Below are 19,657 nucleotides of genomic sequence, written 5' to 3' on the forward strand. Positions count from 1 at the left end.
ACTTACCCACAAGTTACGAACTAATGAACCACGTTCGCGGAGCGTCCCGTCAGGGATAGGGGCGAAGATCACGAAGGAAAGAGGTTTTGAGAGATATTTTGCATAAGTCCTGATATTAACATGGTAATTTAGGTTTATAGGCAAAATTATTTACCCTGTCTCTTTTCTGTTGTCCTTTTCGACAAGTTATTTTGTTATGGGTGTAACTTATGTCCAAAAGATACTATATGCTACTACTTTAAGTCTTGGCTCATGCCTGATTGTTTGGGGGTGTAATGCTAAGGATTTTCAAGTTAAAGATGTGACTTGGAAGACATATAAAAATGATCGTTATGGTTTTGAGTTTCCCTACCCCCATACTTGGCAAGAATTAAGAAACCCAGACAACAGTGATGGAGTTGTATTAGTTTTACCAAATAAGGAAAACGTAGAAATTCGCTCTTATGCCAGTAAGCCCGTATTAAAATTCTCACCCAAAACTCAAGAACATCAAGAACAAGGATATAATTTTCGGACAAATCAAGGGGTTTTTAGCGTCCTGACGGTAGAAGTTAAGGAAAAGGTGACTATAATTAAGTTGACCATTACTCAAGCAGAATTGGAATATTACTGGCAAGGCAAGGACAAAGCGACAGTCAAGACTTTCAAAATTATTATCGCTTGTTTTACTATATTGCTCAAAAGTATAAAATTAGTCAGTAGTCAGTTGTCCGTAGTTAAGTAAGCAGTAAGAATTATTTTTTACTTTTTATTTTTGATTTTTAACTGATTACTGTCTTAGTAAGAATTTAATGATGAAGAGGGGACATAAACCTGATAGATTTAGCTATCAGCGAGTAAAAACTGGTAAAGATGAAAGTCCTGGTTATTGGTGGTGATGGGTATTGCGGTTGGGCAACCGCGCTTTACCTTTCTAATCGAGGTTATGAAGTTGGCATTTTAGATAGTTTGGTGCGACGACACTGGGATAATGAACTGGGTGTAGAAACCCTAACCCCAATCGCACCAATTCAACAGCGTCTCCAGCGATGGCAAGATTTGACTAGTAAGTCTATTGATCTGTTTATCGGCGATATTACTAATTACGAGTTTCTGCACAAAGCCTTACACCAATTTCAGCCAACTGCGATAGTGCATTTTGGTGAACAGCGTTCAGCACCATTTTCCATGATTGACCGTGAACACGCTGTTCTCACCCAGGTCAATAATGTGGTTGGCACGTTGAATTTGCTGTACATCATGCGGGAAGATTTCCCAGATTGCCATTTGGTGAAATTGGGAACCATGGGTGAGTATGGAACTCCTAACATTGACATTGAAGAAGGATACATCACGATTGAACACAACGGCCGCAAGGATACTCTGCCCTATCCTAAGCAGCCCGGTTCAATGTATCACTTGAGTAAAGTCCATGATAGCCATAATATCCATTTTGCTTGTCGGATTTGGGGGTTAAGGGCTACAGACTTAAATCAAGGTATAGTTTACGGTGTCTTAACCGATGAAACGGGGATGGATGAACTGTTAATTAACCGCCTGGATTATGATGGTGTATTTGGTACAGCACTGAACCGCTTCTGTATTCAAGCTACCGTAGGACATCCCCTCACCGTCTACGGTAAAGGTGGACAAACTCGCGGCTTCTTGGATATTCGGGATACGGTACGATGTATTGAATTAGCTATTGCCAATCCTGCTGAACCGGGAGAATTTCGTGTGTTTAACCAATTTACTGAACTATTTAGTGTCGGTGATTTGGCAATGATGGTGAAAAAAGCCGGTAACGCTATGGGGTTAAATGTGGATATTAACCACATAGATAATCCTAGAGTGGAAAAGGAAGAACACTATTTCAATGCGAAAAATACCAAACTCTTGGATTTGGGTTTACAACCTCACCTCCTCTCGGATTCTCTACTTGATTCTCTATTAAACTTTGCCGTCAAGTATCAGAATCGAGTTGATCACAAACAAATTCTTCCCAAGGTTTCTTGGCATCGAAAATAGGTGACAGGTGACAGGTGACAGGTGACAGGTGACTATAGAGAGAAGTTTCTATGGTTCTTTCTCCTGAACTCCTGACTCCTGAAATCCTGACTCCTGAAATCCTGACTCCTGAAATCCTGACTCCTGAAATCCTGACTCCTGAAATCCTGACTCCTGCTTTCTGGTTTTTTATGCGAATTGCCCTATTTACAGAAACCTTTTTGCCAAAAGTTGACGGCATTGTGACACGCCTCCGTCATACCGTTGACCATTTACAACGCAGTGGTAATCAAGTTTTAGTATTTGCCCCCGACGGTGGCATAACTGAACATAAAGGTGCGAAAGTTTACGGGGTTAGTGGCTTTCCTTTACCGCTCTATCCAGAGTTAAAAATGGCACTCCCTCGCCCTGCTATTGGTCAGGCTCTAGAAGAATTTAAGCCAGATGTTATTCACGTTGTGAATCCGGCAGTTCTAGGATTATCAGGGATTTTTTATAGTAAAATTCTGAAAATTCCCTTGGTGGCTTCTTATCATACTCACTTGCCACAATATCTGCAACATTACGGTTTAGGAATGTTAGAAGGATTACTATGGGAGTTACTAAAAGTCGGCCATAATCAAGCAGCATTAAACTTGTGTACTTCCACGGCCATGATGACGGAACTTACCGAACATGGAATTGAAAGGGTAGATTTGTGGCAACGGGGGGTAGATACTGAGTTATTTTCTCCCGATTTAGCTAGTCACAAAATGCGATCGCATCTTTCCCAAAATCATCCAGATAGCCCCCTATTATTGTATGTTGGTCGTCTTTCAGCAGAAAAGGAAATTGAACGCATTAAACCGATTTTAGCAGCTATTCCTGATGCTAGATTAGCATTAGTGGGAGATGGTCCCCACCGCCAAGCTTTAGAAAAACACTTTGCTGGCACAAATACTTATTTTGTTGGCTATCTGATGGGTAAAGAATTAGGCTCTGCTTTTGCCAGTGCTGATGCTTTTATTTTCCCTTCCCGTACAGAAACACTGGGGTTAGTGTTGCTAGAAGCCATGGCCTCCGGTTGTCCAGTTGTAGCTGCCCGTTCTGGAGGTATACCTGATATTGTCACAGATGGTGTAAATGGATATCTTTTTGATCCCCAAGCTGATATTCAAGAAGCGATTAATGCTACTATAGATCTGTTAAAAGAAAAACAGGAAATAAATATTATCCGTAAAAATGCCCGTGCCGAAGCGGAGAAATGGGGATGGTCATCTGCTACACAACAACTTGAAGATTATTATCAAAAAATAGTCTTCAACCATGAAAAATTCAATTCTTAATTACCGGTTTCCGTGACCTGTGAAATAAACCACAGGGACTTTTCCACCCTGCGGTATCTTTGGCTAAAACATGATAATTAACTAGTTAACTACCCTCTTCAAAACTGTTATTTTGGGAAGGTTGTTCGCCTATTTTCAGTTGTTTTTTTGATTGCTTCAACTGCTTCCAAAGTAACTTTATTTGTTTATATGCTTCCTCAGTGGGAATTTTCCCACCTGTTTCTAGGTTACAGATATAGCCAACTTTTTGAGCAAACTCCTGTAAATTAGCGTTGAATACCAAGTTTTCTGGTTTTACATGACCATAGTAGCGACTACGGGGATAGAGAAAATCGTCTTTACTGATACTCACTATTTTTTTCTCCATTTACTCAAATGCTCTATAAAACATATACCGTTACCAGCCCTTTCTACATAGCCCTTTCTACATCAGATCTACTTATTGAGCCGATACGAAAATACAATGTAACAGAATGCTTGCCCTGCCGGTTTTTGCTACATCCAATACCTGGATATGTATTTATAAGTCAGGAACTTAAGCGAGATTTAGCACTAATTGGGTTGTTTTATGAGCTATAGGTGGAGATTTAGAGTAATTGATCATGTTTGATGATCCCCTTATTTATTAACAACAGATTATATATAAACTTCTGTAAGTTATGACTATATTCCTGAAGATAGATTAGTATATTCTAAAATATTTTATTTATTTTGCAAATCAAATTTTGGGAGAAGATCAGACACATTCAGATTGGATACATGGTTACTGCCACCTGCCGGAAAAATTAAGTATATTTAGCTACATAAATATAAATAAATCGAATTAATGATTTATACATATTTTTTAGTTAGGTGAAATATTCCGAAAAGTCCTGTTCACCAATGACTAATAACTAAAGATAAAATGGTGAAGCTGATTTCATCAAAGCCGTCCACTACCAAAAACAGTTTTTAATATCTTATCATGTCTGTTAATTCTAAACTCTACGAAGGCAAAGCTAAAATTCTCTACGCTACAGAAGATCCAGAAATTTTCTTGGCTGATTTTAAAGACGATGCTACGGCTTTTAATGCTCAAAAACGCGGCAGCATTGAGAACAAGGGGATGATCAACTGTAGCATTTCTAGCCAAGTATTTCAACAATTGGCTAAACAGGGTATTAAAACTCATTTTATTGATAGCCCAGCCCCGAATCTAATGCGAGTAAAAGCTGTAAAAATCATCCCCGTGGAGGTGGTGGTGAGGAACATTGCGGCTGGTGGTTTGTGTAAGCAAACTGGGTTAATACCAGGTACAGTTTTATCAAAGCCCTTAGTGGAGTTCTATTACAAAAATGATTATTTGGGTGATCCTTTACTAACGCGCGATCGCTTATTGCTTTTAGAATTAGCGACACCGGAACAAGTTGATCAAATTACCCATCTAGCATTGGAAATCAACAAATTTCTCCAGGAGTTTTGGGAAAAATGCCAGATTACCCTGGTAGACTTTAAACTTGAATTTGGTGTGGACTCACAACAGCAATTACTGTTAGCTGACGAAATTAGTCCTGATACCTGTCGTTTATGGGACATAACCCAAACCGATCCTGAGAACCGAATTATGGATAAAGACCGTTTTCGTCGTGATTTAGGAAATGTAGAGGATGCTTACCAGGAGGTTTTGCAGAGAGTATTAAAAGTAGTATAAACTACTTGAGTATGGTAAATAATTTTTCTGGTTGATGGTGAACGATTAATGATTAATGGTGTGTGGTAGTAGAGATAAAAATGATTAAAACAAGTTTAACACGGGGATTAGTGGCAATGGTAGCCATTACATTCCCCATGGCTGGTTCTTCTGTGAGAGTAAATGCTCAAGCTGTTCAGACAACAGAAGTTTTGACAGTAGATAAAAACCAGTTAGACAAGCAGAATCCTGATAAAATTGACAAAAACGAAGGTAGGGGCAATCCCCCCATGGTGGCCCATAATGACAATCTCCCCGTGGTTGCTCCAGGGATTATAGAAAAAGAATCTCTCCAAGATTACCCTATTGTTAAAGTTTTAACAACCAATTCAGCAACAGTAAGTAATGCCGCTGTGATTGTGCCAAACGGCACAAAACTTCCGATCACAGGACAAGTTCCACAACCAAAGCCGACCCAACCCGCTGGAACTGAATCTAATCAAGAAAACCAGAATCTCCCCACAACACCACCTACATCATCTCCTAATCCAGAAACAACGGAAGCGCGGGTGTTGGTGTCAGAAGTAGTTGTGAAAACAGAGACGGGAAAAATCACGCCGGAATTAGAAGCGGAAATTTACAAAGTCATTCGTACGCAAGCGGGACAGACAGCAACCCGTTCTCAACTGCAAGAAGATATTAATGGGATTGTGGGAATTGGGCTTTTCTCCAATGTGCAAGCAGTTCCAGAAGATACTCCTCTGGGTGTGCGGGTGAGTTTTATTGTCACCCCCAATCCTATTCTCAGTCAAGTAGAATTAGAGGCTAATCCTGGAACGGGTGTAGCTTCCGTACTTCCTGCGGAAACTGTCAAGGAAATATTTAGTAGTCAATATGGCAAAATTCTCAACTTGCGGGAATTACAAGAGGGAATCAAACAATTAACCAAACGTTATCAAGACCAAGGTTATGTATTGGCTAACTTAATTGGAGTACCGAAAATCTCAGAAAATGGAGTTGTCACCCTACAGATAGCAGAAGGGGTAGTGGAAAACGTTAAAGTTAAATTCCGCGATAAGGAAGGACAAGAGGTAAACGAGAAGGGAGAAGCAATTCGGGGGCGGACAAAAGACTATATAATTACCAGGGAAGTAGAGTTAAAACCTGGGCAGGTATTTAACCGTAACATTGTCCAAAGAGACTTACAAAGGGTTTTTGGTTTAGGGCTGTTTGAAGATGTTAATATTTCCCTTGACCCCGGTACTGATGCCAGTAAAGTTAATGTGGTAATAAATGTAGCAGAGCGCAGCAGTGGTTCTATTGCCGCAGGGGCGGGAATTAGTTCCGCTAGTGGTTTGTTTGGAACTATCAGCTATCAGCAGCAAAACCTGGGGGGAAGAAACCAAAAATTGGGGACAGAGCTACAGTTAGGAGAACGGGAACTACTATTTGATCTGCGATTTACTGATCCTTGGATTGCTGGTGATCCTTATCGCACTTCTTATACAACTAATATTTTCCGTCGCCGTTCTATTTCTTTGATTTTTGAAGGTAAAGATAAAAACATAGAAACCTTTGACCCTAATAATATTACGAATACAAATGCACAGGTTAGCCCTCGGATTACTCGGTTAGGTGGTGGTATTACATTTACCCGTCCTCTATCGGATAATCCTTACAAAGATGCAACGTGGGTGGCTTCCGCTGGACTACAGTATCAAAGGGTTTCTGGTCGTGATGCTGACGGTAATTTGAGAACGGAAGGGGCGCTATTTGATGGTAGCGGTAATATCACCAATCAAATTCCTTTGACCGTTTCGCCTTCAGGGGAAGATGATTTATTGCTACTCAAGCTGGGAGCGCAAAGGGATCTCCGCAATAATTCCATACAACCTACAAAAGGTTCTTTTCTCAGCTTTGGACTTGATCAATCTGTACCTGTAGGTTCAGGTAGTATCTTTATGACTAGGTTACGGGGTAACTATAGTCAGTATTTACCGATTAAATTGATTGGTTTTGGTAAAAAACCGGAAACTTTCGCATTTAACGTCCAAGGTGGGACGATTTTAGGAGATTTACCTCCCTATGAAGCCTTTACTCTGGGTGGTAGTAACTCGGTACGGGGTTATGGTGAAGGTAGATTAGGATCTGGTAGCAGTTATGTTCAAGCTGCGGTTGAGTATCGTTTCCCCGTTTTCTCCGTTGTCAGTGGCGCACTATTTTTTGATTATGGTAGTGACCTGGGAACTAGTACCAAAGCCGCACAATTATTAAATAAAAGTGGCGACGGTTATGGCTATGGTTTAGGTTTGCGGATACAATCACCACTAGGACCTATTCGGATAGATTACGGGATCACTGATAATAATGAAAGTCGGATTAATTTTGGGATTGGGGAAAGATTTTAATTTGGTAAATAATAAGGACAATATTAATCAGGGTTTCTACTTAAGATAGGATATGGGCAATACTAATTACAATATCACAGATTGTGAGACTATGCAGCAACATACCTTAGCTGGGGAAATTACTCAGACTGGTGTGGGGTTGCATAGTGGTGTCAAAACTCAAGTCCGAATATTACCAGCACCAGCGGGAAGTGGTCGCTTTTTTGTCCGGGTAGATTTACCTCGTTCACCAATTATTCCCGCTCAAATTGCGGCTGTGAGTCAGACTGTGCTTTCTACTGAATTGGGTAAGAATCAAGTCTGTGTTCGCACTGTAGAGCATTTATTGGCGGCTTTGGCGGCTATGGGGGTTGATAATGTCAAAATTGAAATTGATGGACCGGAAATACCCCTTTTAGACGGTTCGGCTGAAATTTGGTGTCAGAAAATTGCGGAAGTCGGTTTAGTTTCTCAAAAAGTAGTGAAAATAACTGCACCTTTAATTATTACTGAACCTATCTGGATTTATGAGGGTGATGCCTTTGTTTGCGCTTTACCCGCACCAGAAACTCGTTTTAGCTATGGTATAGATTTTAATTTGCCGGCGATTGGTAATCAATGGCACAGTTTTTTAATGAGTACAGATTTAGAAAAGTCTTCTGCTGACTTTGTTTCAGAAATTGCACCTGCGCGAACTTTTGGGTTACAGCATCAAATTGAACATTTACAAAAATCGGGATTAATTAAAGGTGGTAGTTTAGATAATGCTCTAGTTTGTGCTTCCCAAGGTTGGTTAAATCCACCATTACGATTTGCAAATGAACCAGTTCGTCATAAAATCTTGGATCTAGTAGGAGATTTGAGTTTGCTGGGAAATTTCCCCATAGCTCATTTTTTGGCTTACAAGGCTAGTCATAATTTACACATTAAACTAGCAAAAAAGATTTTAGAACTGATCTAAAATTCCCCAAGTTACTTGTTTTGGTGTCTAATAACTCACATAAAGTACCACTAATGTCCACTATTACTGAATCTAATTCTCCGTCAGCAAGCAATCCACAGACCATTAAAACTACCTTTAGTATTGAGGAAATTCAGGAACTATTACCCCATCGTTATCCATTTTTACTGGTAGATCGGATTATTGACTATGTTCCTGGAAAAAAAGCCGTGGGTATTAAAAATGTTAGCTTTAATGAACCCCAATTTCAAGGGCATTTTCCAGGTCGATCGCTGATGCCCGGTGTGCTAATTATTGAGGCAATGGCACAGGTGGGGGGTGTGGTAATGACACAAATGCCAGATTCACAAGGAGGACTATTCGTATTTGCCGGTATTGACAAAGTTCGTTTTCGTCGTCAAGTTGTTCCCGGAGATCAATTAGTAATGACATTGGAACTGTTGTGGGTAAAGCAGCGTCGTTTTGGAAAAATGCAAGGAAAAGCGGAAGTTAATGGACAATTAGCCGCTGAAGGGGAATTGATGTTTTCTTTGATTAGTTAGTCATTGGTCATTAATATCAAATCTCAATGGCTAATGTTGAGATACCTTGCACCATGCAGCAAACTTGAATAAATTAAACACAACTTTTGACTAATTCTCAATTTTCGCCCTCACACATAACTTACTTTACCCGACAGATTTCTTAACTGAAATACTTAATACAAAAAAGCACTTATTTTGGGAGATTCACCTTTGAAAACACTTATTCATCCAACTGCTGTCATCCATGCTAACGCAAAACTCCACCCAACAGTGCAAGTCGGTGCTTATGCTGTGATAGGAGAGAATGTTAGAGTTGGTGCAGATACCGTGATTGGCCCTCATGTTGTCTTAGAGGGACTTTGTGAAATTGGTACGGGAAATCAGATTTTTCCTGGCGCTGTTATCGGTATGCAGCCTCAAGACCTCAAATACCTGGGAGAACCGACTTGGGTAAGAATTGGTAACAATAATTCTATCCGTGAGTACGTAACAATTAACCGTGCTACTGGACGTGGGGAAGCGACAGTGATCGGTAATGGCAATTTATTAATGGCTTATGTTCATGTAGGTCATAATTGTGTGCTTCAAGATTCTGTTATTATTGCTAACTCTGTAGCATTAGCGGGTCATGTACATATTGAATCACGAGCTAGACTAAGCGGTGTTTTAGGTGTGCATCAATTTGTCCATATTGGGGGAATGTCAATGATAGGCGGTATGGCACGCATTGATAGAGATGTACCTCCTTATATGTTAGTCGAGGGAAATCCCGCAAGAGTGCGATCGCTCAATTTGGTAGGATTAAAACGTTCAGGGATTGCTATTAGCGATTTTCAATTAATTAAAAAGGCTTTCCGTCTTCTTTATCATTCTGATTTACTGTTTAAAGATGCTTTACAAGAGTTAGAAAATTTAGGAGATACGGAAGAGTTAAAACATCTTCGGCGTTTCTTGCTACTTTCCAAAATGCCAGGAAGACGAGGTTTAATTCCCGGAAAAGGCAAAAAAAACCTCAGTGATGAATAATGAATAGGAAATCAAATCTAGGGCGGGGTTTTCCCGTCCTCAAAATTTACTAGTGACTCTATTTTGGTGGGAATAATAAAGTTTTAAAAAACCACAAAGACGCAAAGGACACGAAGGCAGAAAAGAAGAATTAAGAAAACAGAAAAGGAAGTAAAAAATCTAAAATCTAAAATGCGAATATTTATTAGCACTGGTGAAGTTTCTGGAGATTTGCAGGGTTCGTTATTAATTGCAGCACTTCAACGTCAAGCTGAGGCTGTTGGGTTGACCTTAGAAATTGTGGCTTTGGGTGGGGAGAAAATGGCGCAAGCTGGGGCGAAAATTTTGGGTAATACTAGCGGTATTGGTTCAATGGGTTTGATTGAATCTTTGCCTTATGTTATTCCTACATTAAGAGTACAACGGAGTGCGATCGCCTACCTAAAAAAATATCCCCCTGATTTGGTTGTACTAATTGATTATATGGGTCCTAATTTGGGAATTGGGACTTACATGAAGGAAAATTTACCTGATGTTCCTGTTGCTTATTATATCGCTCCCCAAGAGTGGGTATGGTCAATGGGTTTTCAGAATACTAACCGCATTGTTGGTTTTACAGATAAACTATTAGCAATTTTTCCAGAAGAAGCGCGATATTATCAACAAAATGGGGCAAATGTCTGTTGGGTAGGACATCCTTTAATTGATAGAATGGCAAACACACCCAGTCGAGAAATTGCCAGGGAGAAATTAGGAATTAAAGACGCAGAAATTGCCATTGCTTTGTTACCAGCTTCTCGTCATCAAGAATTAAAATATCTATTACCAATTGTTTTTAAAACCGCCCAAAATATTCAATCTAAATTACCTTATGTCCATTTTTGGATTCCTCTATCTTTGGAAAAATTTAGAAATACAATTACAGCGGCAATTAAAGATTATGGTTTGAAAGCTACGGTAGTATTAGGTCAACAAAGAGAGGTTTTCGCAGCGGCTGATTTTGCAATTGCTAAATCGGGAACTGTGAATTTAGAATTAGCATTATTAAATGTTCCCCAAGTTGTAGTATATCGTCTACACCCTCTCACAGCTTGGATTGCACGTCATATTCTTAAAGGTTCAATTCCCTTTGCTTCTCCAGTAAATTTAGTTGTCATGCGCGAAATTGTCCCAGAATTTTTACAGGAAAAAGCCACAACAGAGAATATTACTCAAGCTGCTATGGAATTATTATTGAATTGTCAAAAAAGACAAAAAACCTTGACAGATTATCAAGAAATGCGCTATTCTTTGGGAGAATTGGGAGTGTGCGATCGCACAGCCAAAGAAATATTAGCAATGAAAAAGTAGATAATAGTTAAAATGGCCAAAAAACGACCAATTGCAGTTGATTTATTTGCAGGTGCAGGAGGGATGACATTAGGTTTTGAACAAGCTGGGTTTGATGTCCTTGCTTCTGTGGAAATAGACCCAATTCATTGTGCAATTCATCAATTTAATTTTCCCTTTTGGACTGTATTATGTAAAAGCGTGGAAGAAACAACAGGGGAAGAAATTAGGAATAGTTCTCAAATTGCTAATCAAGAAATTGATGTAGTATTTGGTGGTCCACCCTGTCAAGGTTTCTCATTAATCGGAAAACGTTCTTTTGATGATCCCAGAAACTCTTTAGTTTTCCATTTTATTAGGTTGGTTAGAGAATTACAACCTAAGTTTTTTGTATTAGAAAATGTCAAAGGAATGACAGTCGGGAAACATAAAGAATTTATTGCAGAAATCATTAGTCAATTTTCCGAAAGTGGTTATCAAGTTAATGCAAATTATCAAGTTTTAAATGCAGCTAATTATGGAGTCCCACAAAATCGGGAAAGGTTATTTTTACTCGGTTCACGTCAAAATATAGAAGTTCCAAAATATCCAGAAAAAATTACATTCCCTAATCAAAAATCTCCGACAGTTTGGGACGCATTACAAGATTTACCAGTCATAGAAAACTATCCAGAATTATATCAACAAGATTGGATAATTACTGAATTTAGTAATCCTAGTAATTATGCTAAAAAACTGCGTAATCTGGAAATTGTCAAAAATAACTATTCCTATCAACGTCAGTATGATCATAATTTACTCACATCAAGTTTAAGAAGTAAACACTCACCCGAATCTATGGAAAGATTTGCCTCTACACCCCATGGTAAAATCGAATCAATCAGTCGTTTTCATAAACTTGATCCTCATGGTTTATGTAATACCTTAAGAGCGGGAACACCTAGTAATAAAGGTGCATTTACTTCTCCTCGTCCCATACATCCTTTTATTCCCAGATGTATTACTGTGAGGGAAGCTGCGCGTTTACATTCCTATCCTGATTGGTTTAGATTTCATCCCACAAAATGGCATGGTTTTCGACAAATTGGTAATTCTGTTCCCCCGCTTTTAGCGCAAGCAGTCGCAGAGGAAATTATTCAAGTTTTAGATATCAAATCTTCTCAACCTCAAGGTATTAAAGACTTAGGGGATATTAACTTATTAACATTTGATATGTCAGCAGCAGCGAAATATTTTGGAGTAAACCCTCATGTTATAGAACCAAGAACCAGAAAAAAATGAATATTTAGCATTTATTTAGCTAATACAGCAATTTTATTGTAGCTAAATTAATTATTTGATTATTATTATAAATCCAATATGGAAGAACCAAATTTAATCTCAGATGCGGCTAATATTCGAGATATATATTTTCCAGAGATATATCCTAATCGTAACAGACCATTTCCGAAAGGTAATATTGCTATTGTCGAGGTAAGATTAGAAGATGGTAAAGCTTTTGGAATGGGTGCAACATCTAAAGCCAAAAGTCCAGCACCTCTACCACAACCTAAGTCAAAGGGTGGACAATTTGAACCTGCTGTAGATTCTCACTCAAAACGTATTATGGATACTGATGCGGAATATAAGGTTTTATCAGCTATTGCAGAAACTTTAGAATTTATCTACAATAACGATAATAAAAGCGTTAGAGGGCAATTGTATCTTTACACAGAAAGAAAACCTTGTGAAAGTTGTCAAGGTGTTATAAATCAGTTTCGTCAAAAATTTCCTGAGATAAAAATAACTATCTCCTGGACATATCCTTATCCTCCGAGTAGCAATTAACTATGACATTCATATCATGTAAACTTGAAAATTATCCTCTCATTTTATCTGCTGAAATTCCTGATTCTTTACGTTTAGTCATAGAGAAAATTCAGGGATATTCCTATGCAGAATTATATGAAGAGAAAAACATTCAGGGAATAAGTTTAGAAGATTCTTTAATCACAGTATTTGATGGAATAGAAAAAGAAAAAAATAGTTTAGATATAAGTTATTGCTATTTCTTTATGGCCATAGTTATGGGAATCGCTGTACAACCAACGATTAAAAGTTATTTACCTCGTGAGACAATAACTGGTAATACATTTCAGTATCTTTTTCAAAGTTTGATATATCCTCAAGATAATTATCAGTCAAATTTAAACATTTCATTTCAGAATTATCAGAATTATTTAGGACAATATCAGGCTCTTGATGAAGCTGTTGATGTTTTTGAGAATATGCTGCAAGTGCTGGAATCCGTGAAAACCAGAGAAGCAATATTAAACATTTTAGATGATTGCTTCCAGGGTTATGCTATTTTTCCAGGTTCGCAAGGTAGACGGGAACTCTTTGACTGGTGGTTATTAGATGTTGTTCCATCTGTTTTTTGTGGACGTTTACCTAAAAGTATTCATACTTTAAAGGGAGTTGATAAAATGACCAAACATATTACTAAAATCCGAAACTGTTTTTGGAAAGTAGTCAAGAATAATCAGCCTCAAAGAAATATAGATTTGGAAAAACAAAATTTGTTATTGAGATTTTTGGCAGTTGATAAATAACATAATATTAATATCTATCTCCAAATGATTTCCATATTTAAAATAAATCCTGGTAAAATATCTTCACCTGATAATTCTTGAGGAAAGTCTAATATTTCTACCAGATTTTGGTATTTCTAGCTTTGGGTTGTGAAACCAGTCACGACAGGAACTATAAATACTGAAATAACCTGAGAAATTGTTCACTGAGTCCAATTAACCTCAATGATTACTAGAGTTTCCGCAGAGGAGTTAGAATTATCTGAAGGGACGGAAGCCTATGCTGTGATTAAATCTAATGATATTGTCATTGCAAAGGATTAGAAAGACTGGTTTCAAAATTCAGATATTGGACTTCTTGGAGAAGTCCGGGATATTTTTGTGTACTAAACTTCCACTTTTACACCTTTCCAGAAAGCAATATAACCTTCGATATTTTTAGCTTTCTCTTTGGTGCTAGGATAGTACCAAGCAGCGTCTTTGTTAACTTGACCATCAACTTGAATACTATAATAATTAGCAACCCCTTTCCAAGAACAAGTGCTGTGAGTGCTGCTGTCTTGAAAATATTCTTTCTTGATAGAGTCAGCAGGGAAATAATGATTTCCTTCCACAACTACGGTATTATCGCTTTCGGCTAGAATAGCACCATTCCAAATTGCTTTCATGATTTGAGTTTAAAAAAGTTCACAATTTATATTCTGACATCTAAATTGAGAATTTGTACTCATAAGTTCTGAAATATTTTTTCTACTGTAATTTATTTCCATTCACAAATCACAAATAATACATTAATCAATTAAGATTTATTACATATATAAAAAACTAACAATGTTTTTAAATATATAAAACTATCTCACCCCCATAATGTATGCTATCTTGTCTACTTCTACTAATCCTTGACGTTCTAATTCATAAGCAATAAATGGAGCTTTCCTTTTTAAAGAGTCGAAACTAGAATTATCTTCATAGTAAGTTTTTAGCCATTCTAATCTTCCGTCAATACACTTGTCATAATCATTTAATTGTAAGCGATTAATTGTTGATATTACTCTTCCTTTGAGCGGATATAAAAGTTCAGGATTAGGCTTGATAATAAGAGAAGGAAAATCTAGAATAAAACTATTTACAGGTAATTCAAAAGGGTCAATAACATCTAATTGTGTTCCCTTTCTTTGGTTTAAACTTAAACAAGCAAGACGAAAATTATGCCATTCATAAGCTAATTCAGGTTTAGGAGATTTAGGAAGAAAATGGTCAACACTTGGACTACCTTCTGGACGGGGAATCCATTGAGCAGAATAGGCACAAATTTTATTATAAGATGTGTATAAATCAGGCAATGATTTCACCCAATAATCGTGTTTTTTCCAATCTTCTGTTTTAGGATTAGGAACTTTACTCAAGAAAACCAAACCTGGTTGTCTAACTTTTTCGTCAAAATCATCAGGTTCAGGCTGGGGTTTAACAGGAATCATAAATCTACTCCATGCTGTTCTGCAAAATAAACCCACCTTGGCCAAAATCTATCATCTTCTGATAAATACCTGGCCAAATCATGTGATACTCTTGCCACATCTTCCGAATTTGGATTATCTGACAATTGTAAAACTTTCGCTGCTTCTATAGCCTTTTCTGCTTCCAAAGAACGCGAATGACGCAATTTAAAAACATCAGACATTAACCAATAATCTACCACACCTTGACGAATAAAAGGAAGTTCCTCAATTTGGACTTCATTGATTAATAAATCGCTTTTGACCAGTTCTAGACTAAATAACTTATCAACTCTTTGATCAAATCTAGGTTCTACAGATGCCATAACTAAAGGAGAATGAGTAGCAACCATAATTTGCACTTGTAAATCAGACGCTAAATCATCTCTCACATCTAATAAAGCAGGTAAAATAGCCCTTTGCCATTGGGGGTGAAGATGTGCTTCTAATTCATCTACTAAAATAACCATTCTCTTCTGTGGTTCTCTGCGGATAAGTTTTGATTGTATTTTATGTTCTTCATAAGCCCAAACTATCAAATAAGCCATTGTAATTATCCGCTGTACCCCTGCGGAAGCATGAATAATGGGAACAGTTCCATAAGGATGTTCTATGGTGGGAATTTCTCTAGCATCATAAGGAAGTCTAACAGGTTCTCCCGGTTTCAAAATTCCTAAATCACCCTGTTCTGGAGGAGATAAACGTGCTAATACTTTTACTAAGGTGTCAAATGGATATTTATCTGGTCTACTTTGCCATTGAATCCAATCTTGCAATAATCCATTAATAAAAGTATTACCATTTTCATCTTTTTGACCATTCCATAACTCATCTTTTGTAAACACAAAAGGAAGTGGTTTTCTATCAATATTTCTAATCCGTGAAGAAGATGATAAATATTGTTTTGCTGTGTCCCATACGGCAAAAGAACCATCTACTCTCGCATAAATTAAAAGACCTGGAATAGTTGAGCGATTTTTAATTTCATTCCATCTTTGAAGTTGCCAATTATAAGAAATACTCTCTGTATCAGATTCAGAATCTCCAGAAATTTGAAATGTAATTACAGGTTCATCATCACTTGCAGTTTGCGTTGGATATGCTGGTAAATTTGCCCACTGTCCAGTTAAAGCCCACCAAGCACATTCTAGTAAAAAAGTTTTACCAAATCCATTATCACCTGTAATTAAACTCAGTCGTTCTGCTGGTTCAAAACAAAGTTTTTTTGCAGCCCCTACACCTTGTATTTCTAAATAAGTTAAAGTACCTTCTTCGGGTAGAATATCTGGAGGTTTACCAATAACAGTTTTTAATTCTTCCCAAGACACTACTTTATCTTGAAAAAGCTGATTTCGATTAATTCCTTCAGGAATAGAAATATCAAACAATTGATTGATTTCTTCATCATTTAACAAAAAATCATTTTTGAAATGTTCAATAATATCTTCTGGAATATCTTCTGGTGTTGTTTCAGATGTCCATTCTTTTTCACGATATATCCAGACGGCTAAATGAAAAGCAGGAATTACTTGATTGTTATATAAACAAGATTTCAAAATTTCAATATAGTTATCTTTCCAACCCCAGTTATCATCATTAACTTGATGACTTAGTAATGCTTGACCAAATATTTGTGTATCAATATTTTCTATAATAAAATAATCTATATATCGTTTAAGTGTTATCCATTTATGATGTGTCATCCAGCTATTTTTAGTTTTTGGCAACCCGAAACATCTATAAAAATATGCTGATTCCTTACAGGGTTTATAGTGATTTTCTAAAAAATCTTCAATTTCTGAATGTAGAGATATTTCAATAGTAGTACCTACTGGTAATCGTAATTGCTTAAACTTCAAAAAAGTAATTCCCCAAAAAGAATCTACCTTTTCCAAATATTTAAGAGACTCTTTGATTTGATCAATACTAATAAACATGAGTTTATCCCGTTCACTTTTTAAAATTAATCCGAATAAATTATAGGTTAAATTCTTTCACAAGATAGTAAAATACAAAACCCTGGGTAATTGTCAAAACCAGCTTACCTAGATTATAACAAAAAATATCCAACAAACACAATTTACCAGAACTAACGCAAAAACTCTCTAAAACTCTTCTTTCTTCGCTGTCTTCGCTCCTTCGTGGTTCATTCAATATCTTATCATCATGAAGACAACACAAGCATATATCTACGCCAAGTTGGTTATTCATTACTTCACTATCTTCAAACAACTTAGTTTTACCAAAATTACTCAAACCAATCTTCACCTCCTGGTAATTGTGCTAAATAATTATCAATCATCTTCGCTAACTCTTTAGGTTGATGTTCATAAGTTAACAACAAAAGATTTTCCGCAAAATCAATTAATTCTTTTTCTTGTAATCTTTGAGAAACTTGACTCGGTTTTAAAGTCCCACCAAAAATCTCCGCACTAGCGGGACGAATTGCCATTTCTACAGATTCTCCTAAATATTTACCCCATTGATCAGATTTAATATAATAGGATTTTTGATGATCTTTAATATTCAATTTGGCAATTTGAATCACAGAATCAGAAATTGAAGCAATCCAGGAATTAGTTAAACGCTGTTCAATTTGATTTTTAATCAGATGAATAACCAACCTGACTAAAAAAGCTTCTATTTTTCGCAAAGTTCCCTGTTTGCTCATATCCTCCAAATCATCAAGAATTTCTAAGGCATCATCATAACGCCCTTCTAAGATACTTTGTCTTAATTCCATTAATTCTTGCGTCATGTTTACCTACTTATAGCCAAATATTGGAATCAATAAAACATCGCATCATTTCACCAGCGCTCATTTGCTTCCTCTCTGGTGAGTGGCTTGAACCCTGATATTTGCATGGGATTTGCTGTTAACTGGGCGATAATACCCGTTGGTGGAAAGTGTTTCTGTGTTTGTGCAGGTTGCAAAATCACGATTTGCACTATTTCGGCGCTGCATATTTGTTCTTGATACTCAACGGGAATTTCAATTTTGCCGTTGTTTACCCTAGCTTGAAATTGTGTGTTTATACTCATACTTAAAGCTGTAGTAAGCCTACCCGACTGATTTCGATGAAATAGCCCCTCCTACAATTATAACTACTATCCCTCTGCCAATTCTCCAAGGTGCGTTAAAATCTTAATATCTTCCTTAATATCTTCATCTTAGGTAATATCAATTCTCAAGTATGACTACTTACAAGCAACTCCAGCATTACATCAAAACTAAACATCAGGTAACAGTTAAAACCTGTTGGATTGCTCATGCTAAAGAACAGTTAGGACTTGCAATTAAAGCATCTCAACGCAGTTCTCAAGGAAAACCAAGAGTTTATCCTTGTCCTCCAGATAGATTGCCATTAATTAGAGAAGCTTTTGAACACTTTCATCTTTTATAAAGATTCAATAATAATATGAGCAGTGAAATTGTAATTGTCCGTACAGGTATCCCACCGGAACAACTAAATAAATATGCTGATGATTTGACAAGGCTTCATGAAATACCTGAAGGTTTACGCACCTTAGCCGTTTTAGGGAAAACCTTTCTATCCCCAAATAATTTCCATATTTAAAATAAATCCTGGTAAAACATCTTCACCTGATAATTCTTGAGGAAAGTCTAATATTTCTACTGGTTTACCAAGACGATAAATTTCAACTTGACCCATTTTCCGATTAATTAACCAACCTAATTTAACTCCACTATTCATATATTCCTGCATTTTTGCCCGTGTTTCTGGCAAACTATCACTGGGTGACATTAATTCTAAAACAAAATCTGGAGCAATTGGTGGAAACTTTTCCTGTTCTTCTGTTGTAAGTTTATCCCATCTATCTTTTTTTATCCAAGCAACATCAGGAGAACGATTTGCACCATTGGGAAGTTTAAAACAAGTGGAAGAATCGAAACAAACTCCTAATTTAGTTTGACGATTCCAAAACACAAAATCTGCTGCAACTTCCACATTACGTTTTCCTGTTTCTCCTCCGGTTGGTGACATGATCAATATTTCTCCTTTGGTATTGCGTTCAAATTTGACTTCAGGATTTTCTCGACAGAGTTGATAAAATTGGTTTTCGGTAAGTTGGATAATGGGGTTTAAGTTGACTGTGATAGCTGTCATAATCAATCTCCTTGAGGATGATATCAACCTTAACTAAATTATAAAGCAAGTTGCAGGTTTTGTCATCACAATTTAAGTTAGTTAGACAATCCCGATTTGATTTTTAATATAGCCAAATCCAGCATCAAATTTAAATAATATTCGGCAATTATATTTATCTAAAGCTTCTTGAATATCTGGATTATCGAAGTCCTTAGAATTTCTATTAATAAAGCAACATTGCTGTTCACCTGACTTATTCAAATGTTCAACAACCGAAGCGTAAACAATAGCAT

21 protein-coding genes and 1 pseudogene are annotated in these 19,657 nt (G+C 37.0%); 15 read left to right on the plus strand and 7 right to left on the minus strand.

What is annotated here, in order from left to right; translation table 11 throughout:
* The first annotated feature begins 196 nt into the window (after nucleotides 1–196).
* The 3 genes from H6G25_RS07010 (at nucleotide 197) to H6G25_RS07020 (ending at nucleotide 3,311) form a co-directional block, all read left to right on the plus strand.
* Nucleotides 197–724 (plus strand): hypothetical protein, encoded by a 528-nt coding sequence (locus tag H6G25_RS07010; protein ID WP_242034903.1) that lies wholly within the window; start codon nucleotides 197–199, stop codon nucleotides 722–724.
* 128 nt (nucleotides 725–852) lie between these two features.
* Complete coding sequence (locus H6G25_RS07015) at nucleotides 853–2,007, plus strand: NAD-dependent epimerase/dehydratase family protein (RefSeq protein WP_028091029.1); 1,155 nt, start codon at nucleotides 853–855, stop codon at nucleotides 2,005–2,007.
* Between the two features lie 170 nt (nucleotides 2,008–2,177).
* Nucleotides 2,178–3,311, plus strand: coding sequence for a glycosyltransferase family 1 protein (locus H6G25_RS07020; protein WP_190391930.1), 1,134 nt, complete (start codon nucleotides 2,178–2,180; stop codon nucleotides 3,309–3,311).
* 85 nt (nucleotides 3,312–3,396) lie between these two features.
* Here H6G25_RS07020 and H6G25_RS07025 read toward each other — a convergent pair whose 3' ends face one another.
* Nucleotides 3,397–3,678, minus strand: a complete 282-nt coding sequence (locus tag H6G25_RS07025) for a hypothetical protein (protein ID WP_190391857.1) — start codon at nucleotides 3,676–3,678, stop codon at nucleotides 3,397–3,399.
* Between the two features lie 597 nt (nucleotides 3,679–4,275).
* Here H6G25_RS07025 and purC point away from each other — a divergent pair.
* From purC to H6G25_RS07075, 10 genes and pseudogenes are all read left to right on the plus strand, one after another.
* Nucleotides 4,276–5,001, plus strand: a complete 726-nt coding sequence (gene purC, locus H6G25_RS07030) for a phosphoribosylaminoimidazolesuccinocarboxamide synthase (RefSeq protein WP_190391858.1) — start codon at nucleotides 4,276–4,278, stop codon at nucleotides 4,999–5,001.
* Between the two features lie 80 nt (nucleotides 5,002–5,081).
* Nucleotides 5,082–7,388: a BamA/TamA family outer membrane protein gene (locus tag H6G25_RS07035; RefSeq protein WP_190391859.1), complete on the plus strand. Its 2,307-nt coding sequence runs from the start codon at nucleotides 5,082–5,084 to the stop codon at nucleotides 7,386–7,388.
* Nucleotides 7,389–7,479: 91 nt separating this feature from the next.
* Complete coding sequence (gene lpxC, locus H6G25_RS07040) at nucleotides 7,480–8,328, plus strand: UDP-3-O-acyl-N-acetylglucosamine deacetylase (RefSeq protein ID WP_190391860.1); 849 nt, start codon at nucleotides 7,480–7,482, stop codon at nucleotides 8,326–8,328.
* Between the two features lie 53 nt (nucleotides 8,329–8,381).
* Entirely contained in the window at nucleotides 8,382–8,870 is a 489-nt protein-coding gene (gene fabZ / locus H6G25_RS07045; RefSeq protein ID WP_190391861.1) for a 3-hydroxyacyl-ACP dehydratase FabZ, read from the plus strand.
* A gap of 192 nt (nucleotides 8,871–9,062) precedes the next feature.
* The gene (lpxA, locus tag H6G25_RS07050) at nucleotides 9,063–9,878 is read left to right on the plus strand and encodes an acyl-ACP--UDP-N-acetylglucosamine O-acyltransferase (protein ID WP_190391862.1); all 816 of its coding nucleotides are present in this window, start codon (nucleotides 9,063–9,065) and stop codon (nucleotides 9,876–9,878) included.
* A gap of 171 nt (nucleotides 9,879–10,049) precedes the next feature.
* The gene (gene lpxB / locus H6G25_RS07055) at nucleotides 10,050–11,207 is read left to right on the plus strand and encodes a lipid-A-disaccharide synthase (RefSeq protein ID WP_190391863.1); all 1,158 of its coding nucleotides are present in this window, start codon (nucleotides 10,050–10,052) and stop codon (nucleotides 11,205–11,207) included.
* A 12-nt stretch (nucleotides 11,208–11,219) separates the two neighbouring features.
* The gene (locus H6G25_RS07060; RefSeq protein WP_190391864.1) at nucleotides 11,220–12,467 is read left to right on the plus strand and encodes a DNA cytosine methyltransferase; all 1,248 of its coding nucleotides are present in this window, start codon (nucleotides 11,220–11,222) and stop codon (nucleotides 12,465–12,467) included.
* A 78-nt stretch (nucleotides 12,468–12,545) separates the two neighbouring features.
* On the plus strand, nucleotides 12,546–13,013 hold the full coding sequence (locus H6G25_RS07065; RefSeq protein ID WP_190391865.1) for a deaminase domain-containing protein: 468 nt from the start codon (nucleotides 12,546–12,548) through the stop codon (nucleotides 13,011–13,013).
* Between the two features lie 2 nt (nucleotides 13,014–13,015).
* Nucleotides 13,016–13,777: a hypothetical protein gene (locus H6G25_RS07070; RefSeq protein WP_190391866.1), complete on the plus strand. Its 762-nt coding sequence runs from the start codon at nucleotides 13,016–13,018 to the stop codon at nucleotides 13,775–13,777.
* A gap of 126 nt (nucleotides 13,778–13,903) precedes the next feature.
* Nucleotides 13,904–14,080, plus strand: a pseudogene (locus H6G25_RS07075) (TOBE domain-containing protein); the annotation flags it as partial.
* 62 nt (nucleotides 14,081–14,142) lie between these two features.
* On the opposite strand, the gene H6G25_RS07080 reads toward H6G25_RS07075, so the two are convergent.
* The 5 genes from H6G25_RS07080 to H6G25_RS07100 form a co-directional block, all read right to left on the minus strand.
* Nucleotides 14,143–14,427, minus strand: a complete 285-nt coding sequence (locus H6G25_RS07080; RefSeq protein ID WP_137906983.1) for a DUF427 domain-containing protein — start codon at nucleotides 14,425–14,427, stop codon at nucleotides 14,143–14,145.
* 180 nt (nucleotides 14,428–14,607) lie between these two features.
* Nucleotides 14,608–15,234 carry a hypothetical protein gene (locus H6G25_RS07085; RefSeq protein WP_190391867.1) on the minus strand — a complete coding sequence of 209 codons (627 nt, stop codon included), beginning with the start codon at nucleotides 15,232–15,234 and terminating at the stop codon, nucleotides 14,608–14,610.
* Nucleotides 15,231–17,189: an AAA family ATPase gene (locus H6G25_RS07090; RefSeq protein WP_190391868.1), complete on the minus strand. Its 1,959-nt coding sequence runs from the start codon at nucleotides 17,187–17,189 to the stop codon at nucleotides 15,231–15,233. The genes H6G25_RS07085 and H6G25_RS07090 overlap by 4 nt, the downstream gene beginning before the upstream one ends.
* Before the next feature lie 311 nt (nucleotides 17,190–17,500).
* Nucleotides 17,501–18,010: a DUF29 family protein gene (locus H6G25_RS07095; RefSeq protein WP_190391869.1), complete on the minus strand. Its 510-nt coding sequence runs from the start codon at nucleotides 18,008–18,010 to the stop codon at nucleotides 17,501–17,503.
* A 50-nt stretch (nucleotides 18,011–18,060) separates the two neighbouring features.
* Nucleotides 18,061–18,294, minus strand: coding sequence for a hypothetical protein (locus H6G25_RS07100; RefSeq protein ID WP_190391870.1), 234 nt, complete (start codon nucleotides 18,292–18,294; stop codon nucleotides 18,061–18,063).
* A gap of 152 nt (nucleotides 18,295–18,446) precedes the next feature.
* Between H6G25_RS07100 and H6G25_RS07105 the strand changes: the two genes are divergently transcribed.
* Together H6G25_RS07105 and H6G25_RS07110 are read left to right on the plus strand one after the other, a co-directional pair.
* Nucleotides 18,447–18,656, plus strand: coding sequence for a hypothetical protein (locus tag H6G25_RS07105; protein WP_190391871.1), 210 nt, complete (start codon nucleotides 18,447–18,449; stop codon nucleotides 18,654–18,656).
* A 15-nt stretch (nucleotides 18,657–18,671) separates the two neighbouring features.
* Nucleotides 18,672–18,830, plus strand: coding sequence for a hypothetical protein (locus tag H6G25_RS07110; protein ID WP_190391872.1), 159 nt, complete (start codon nucleotides 18,672–18,674; stop codon nucleotides 18,828–18,830).
* On the opposite strand, the gene H6G25_RS07115 is transcribed toward H6G25_RS07110, so the two are convergent.
* Nucleotides 18,804–19,382: a Uma2 family endonuclease gene (locus tag H6G25_RS07115; protein ID WP_190391873.1), complete on the minus strand. Its 579-nt coding sequence runs from the start codon at nucleotides 19,380–19,382 to the stop codon at nucleotides 18,804–18,806. The two genes, H6G25_RS07110 and H6G25_RS07115, sit on opposite strands and share 27 nt — an antisense overlap.
* Between the last annotated feature and the right edge of the window lie 275 nt (nucleotides 19,383–19,657).

This window comes from Dolichospermum sp. FACHB-1091 (genome assembly GCF_014697585.1).
Lineage (GTDB): Bacteria > Cyanobacteriota > Cyanobacteriia > Cyanobacteriales > Nostocaceae > Dolichospermum.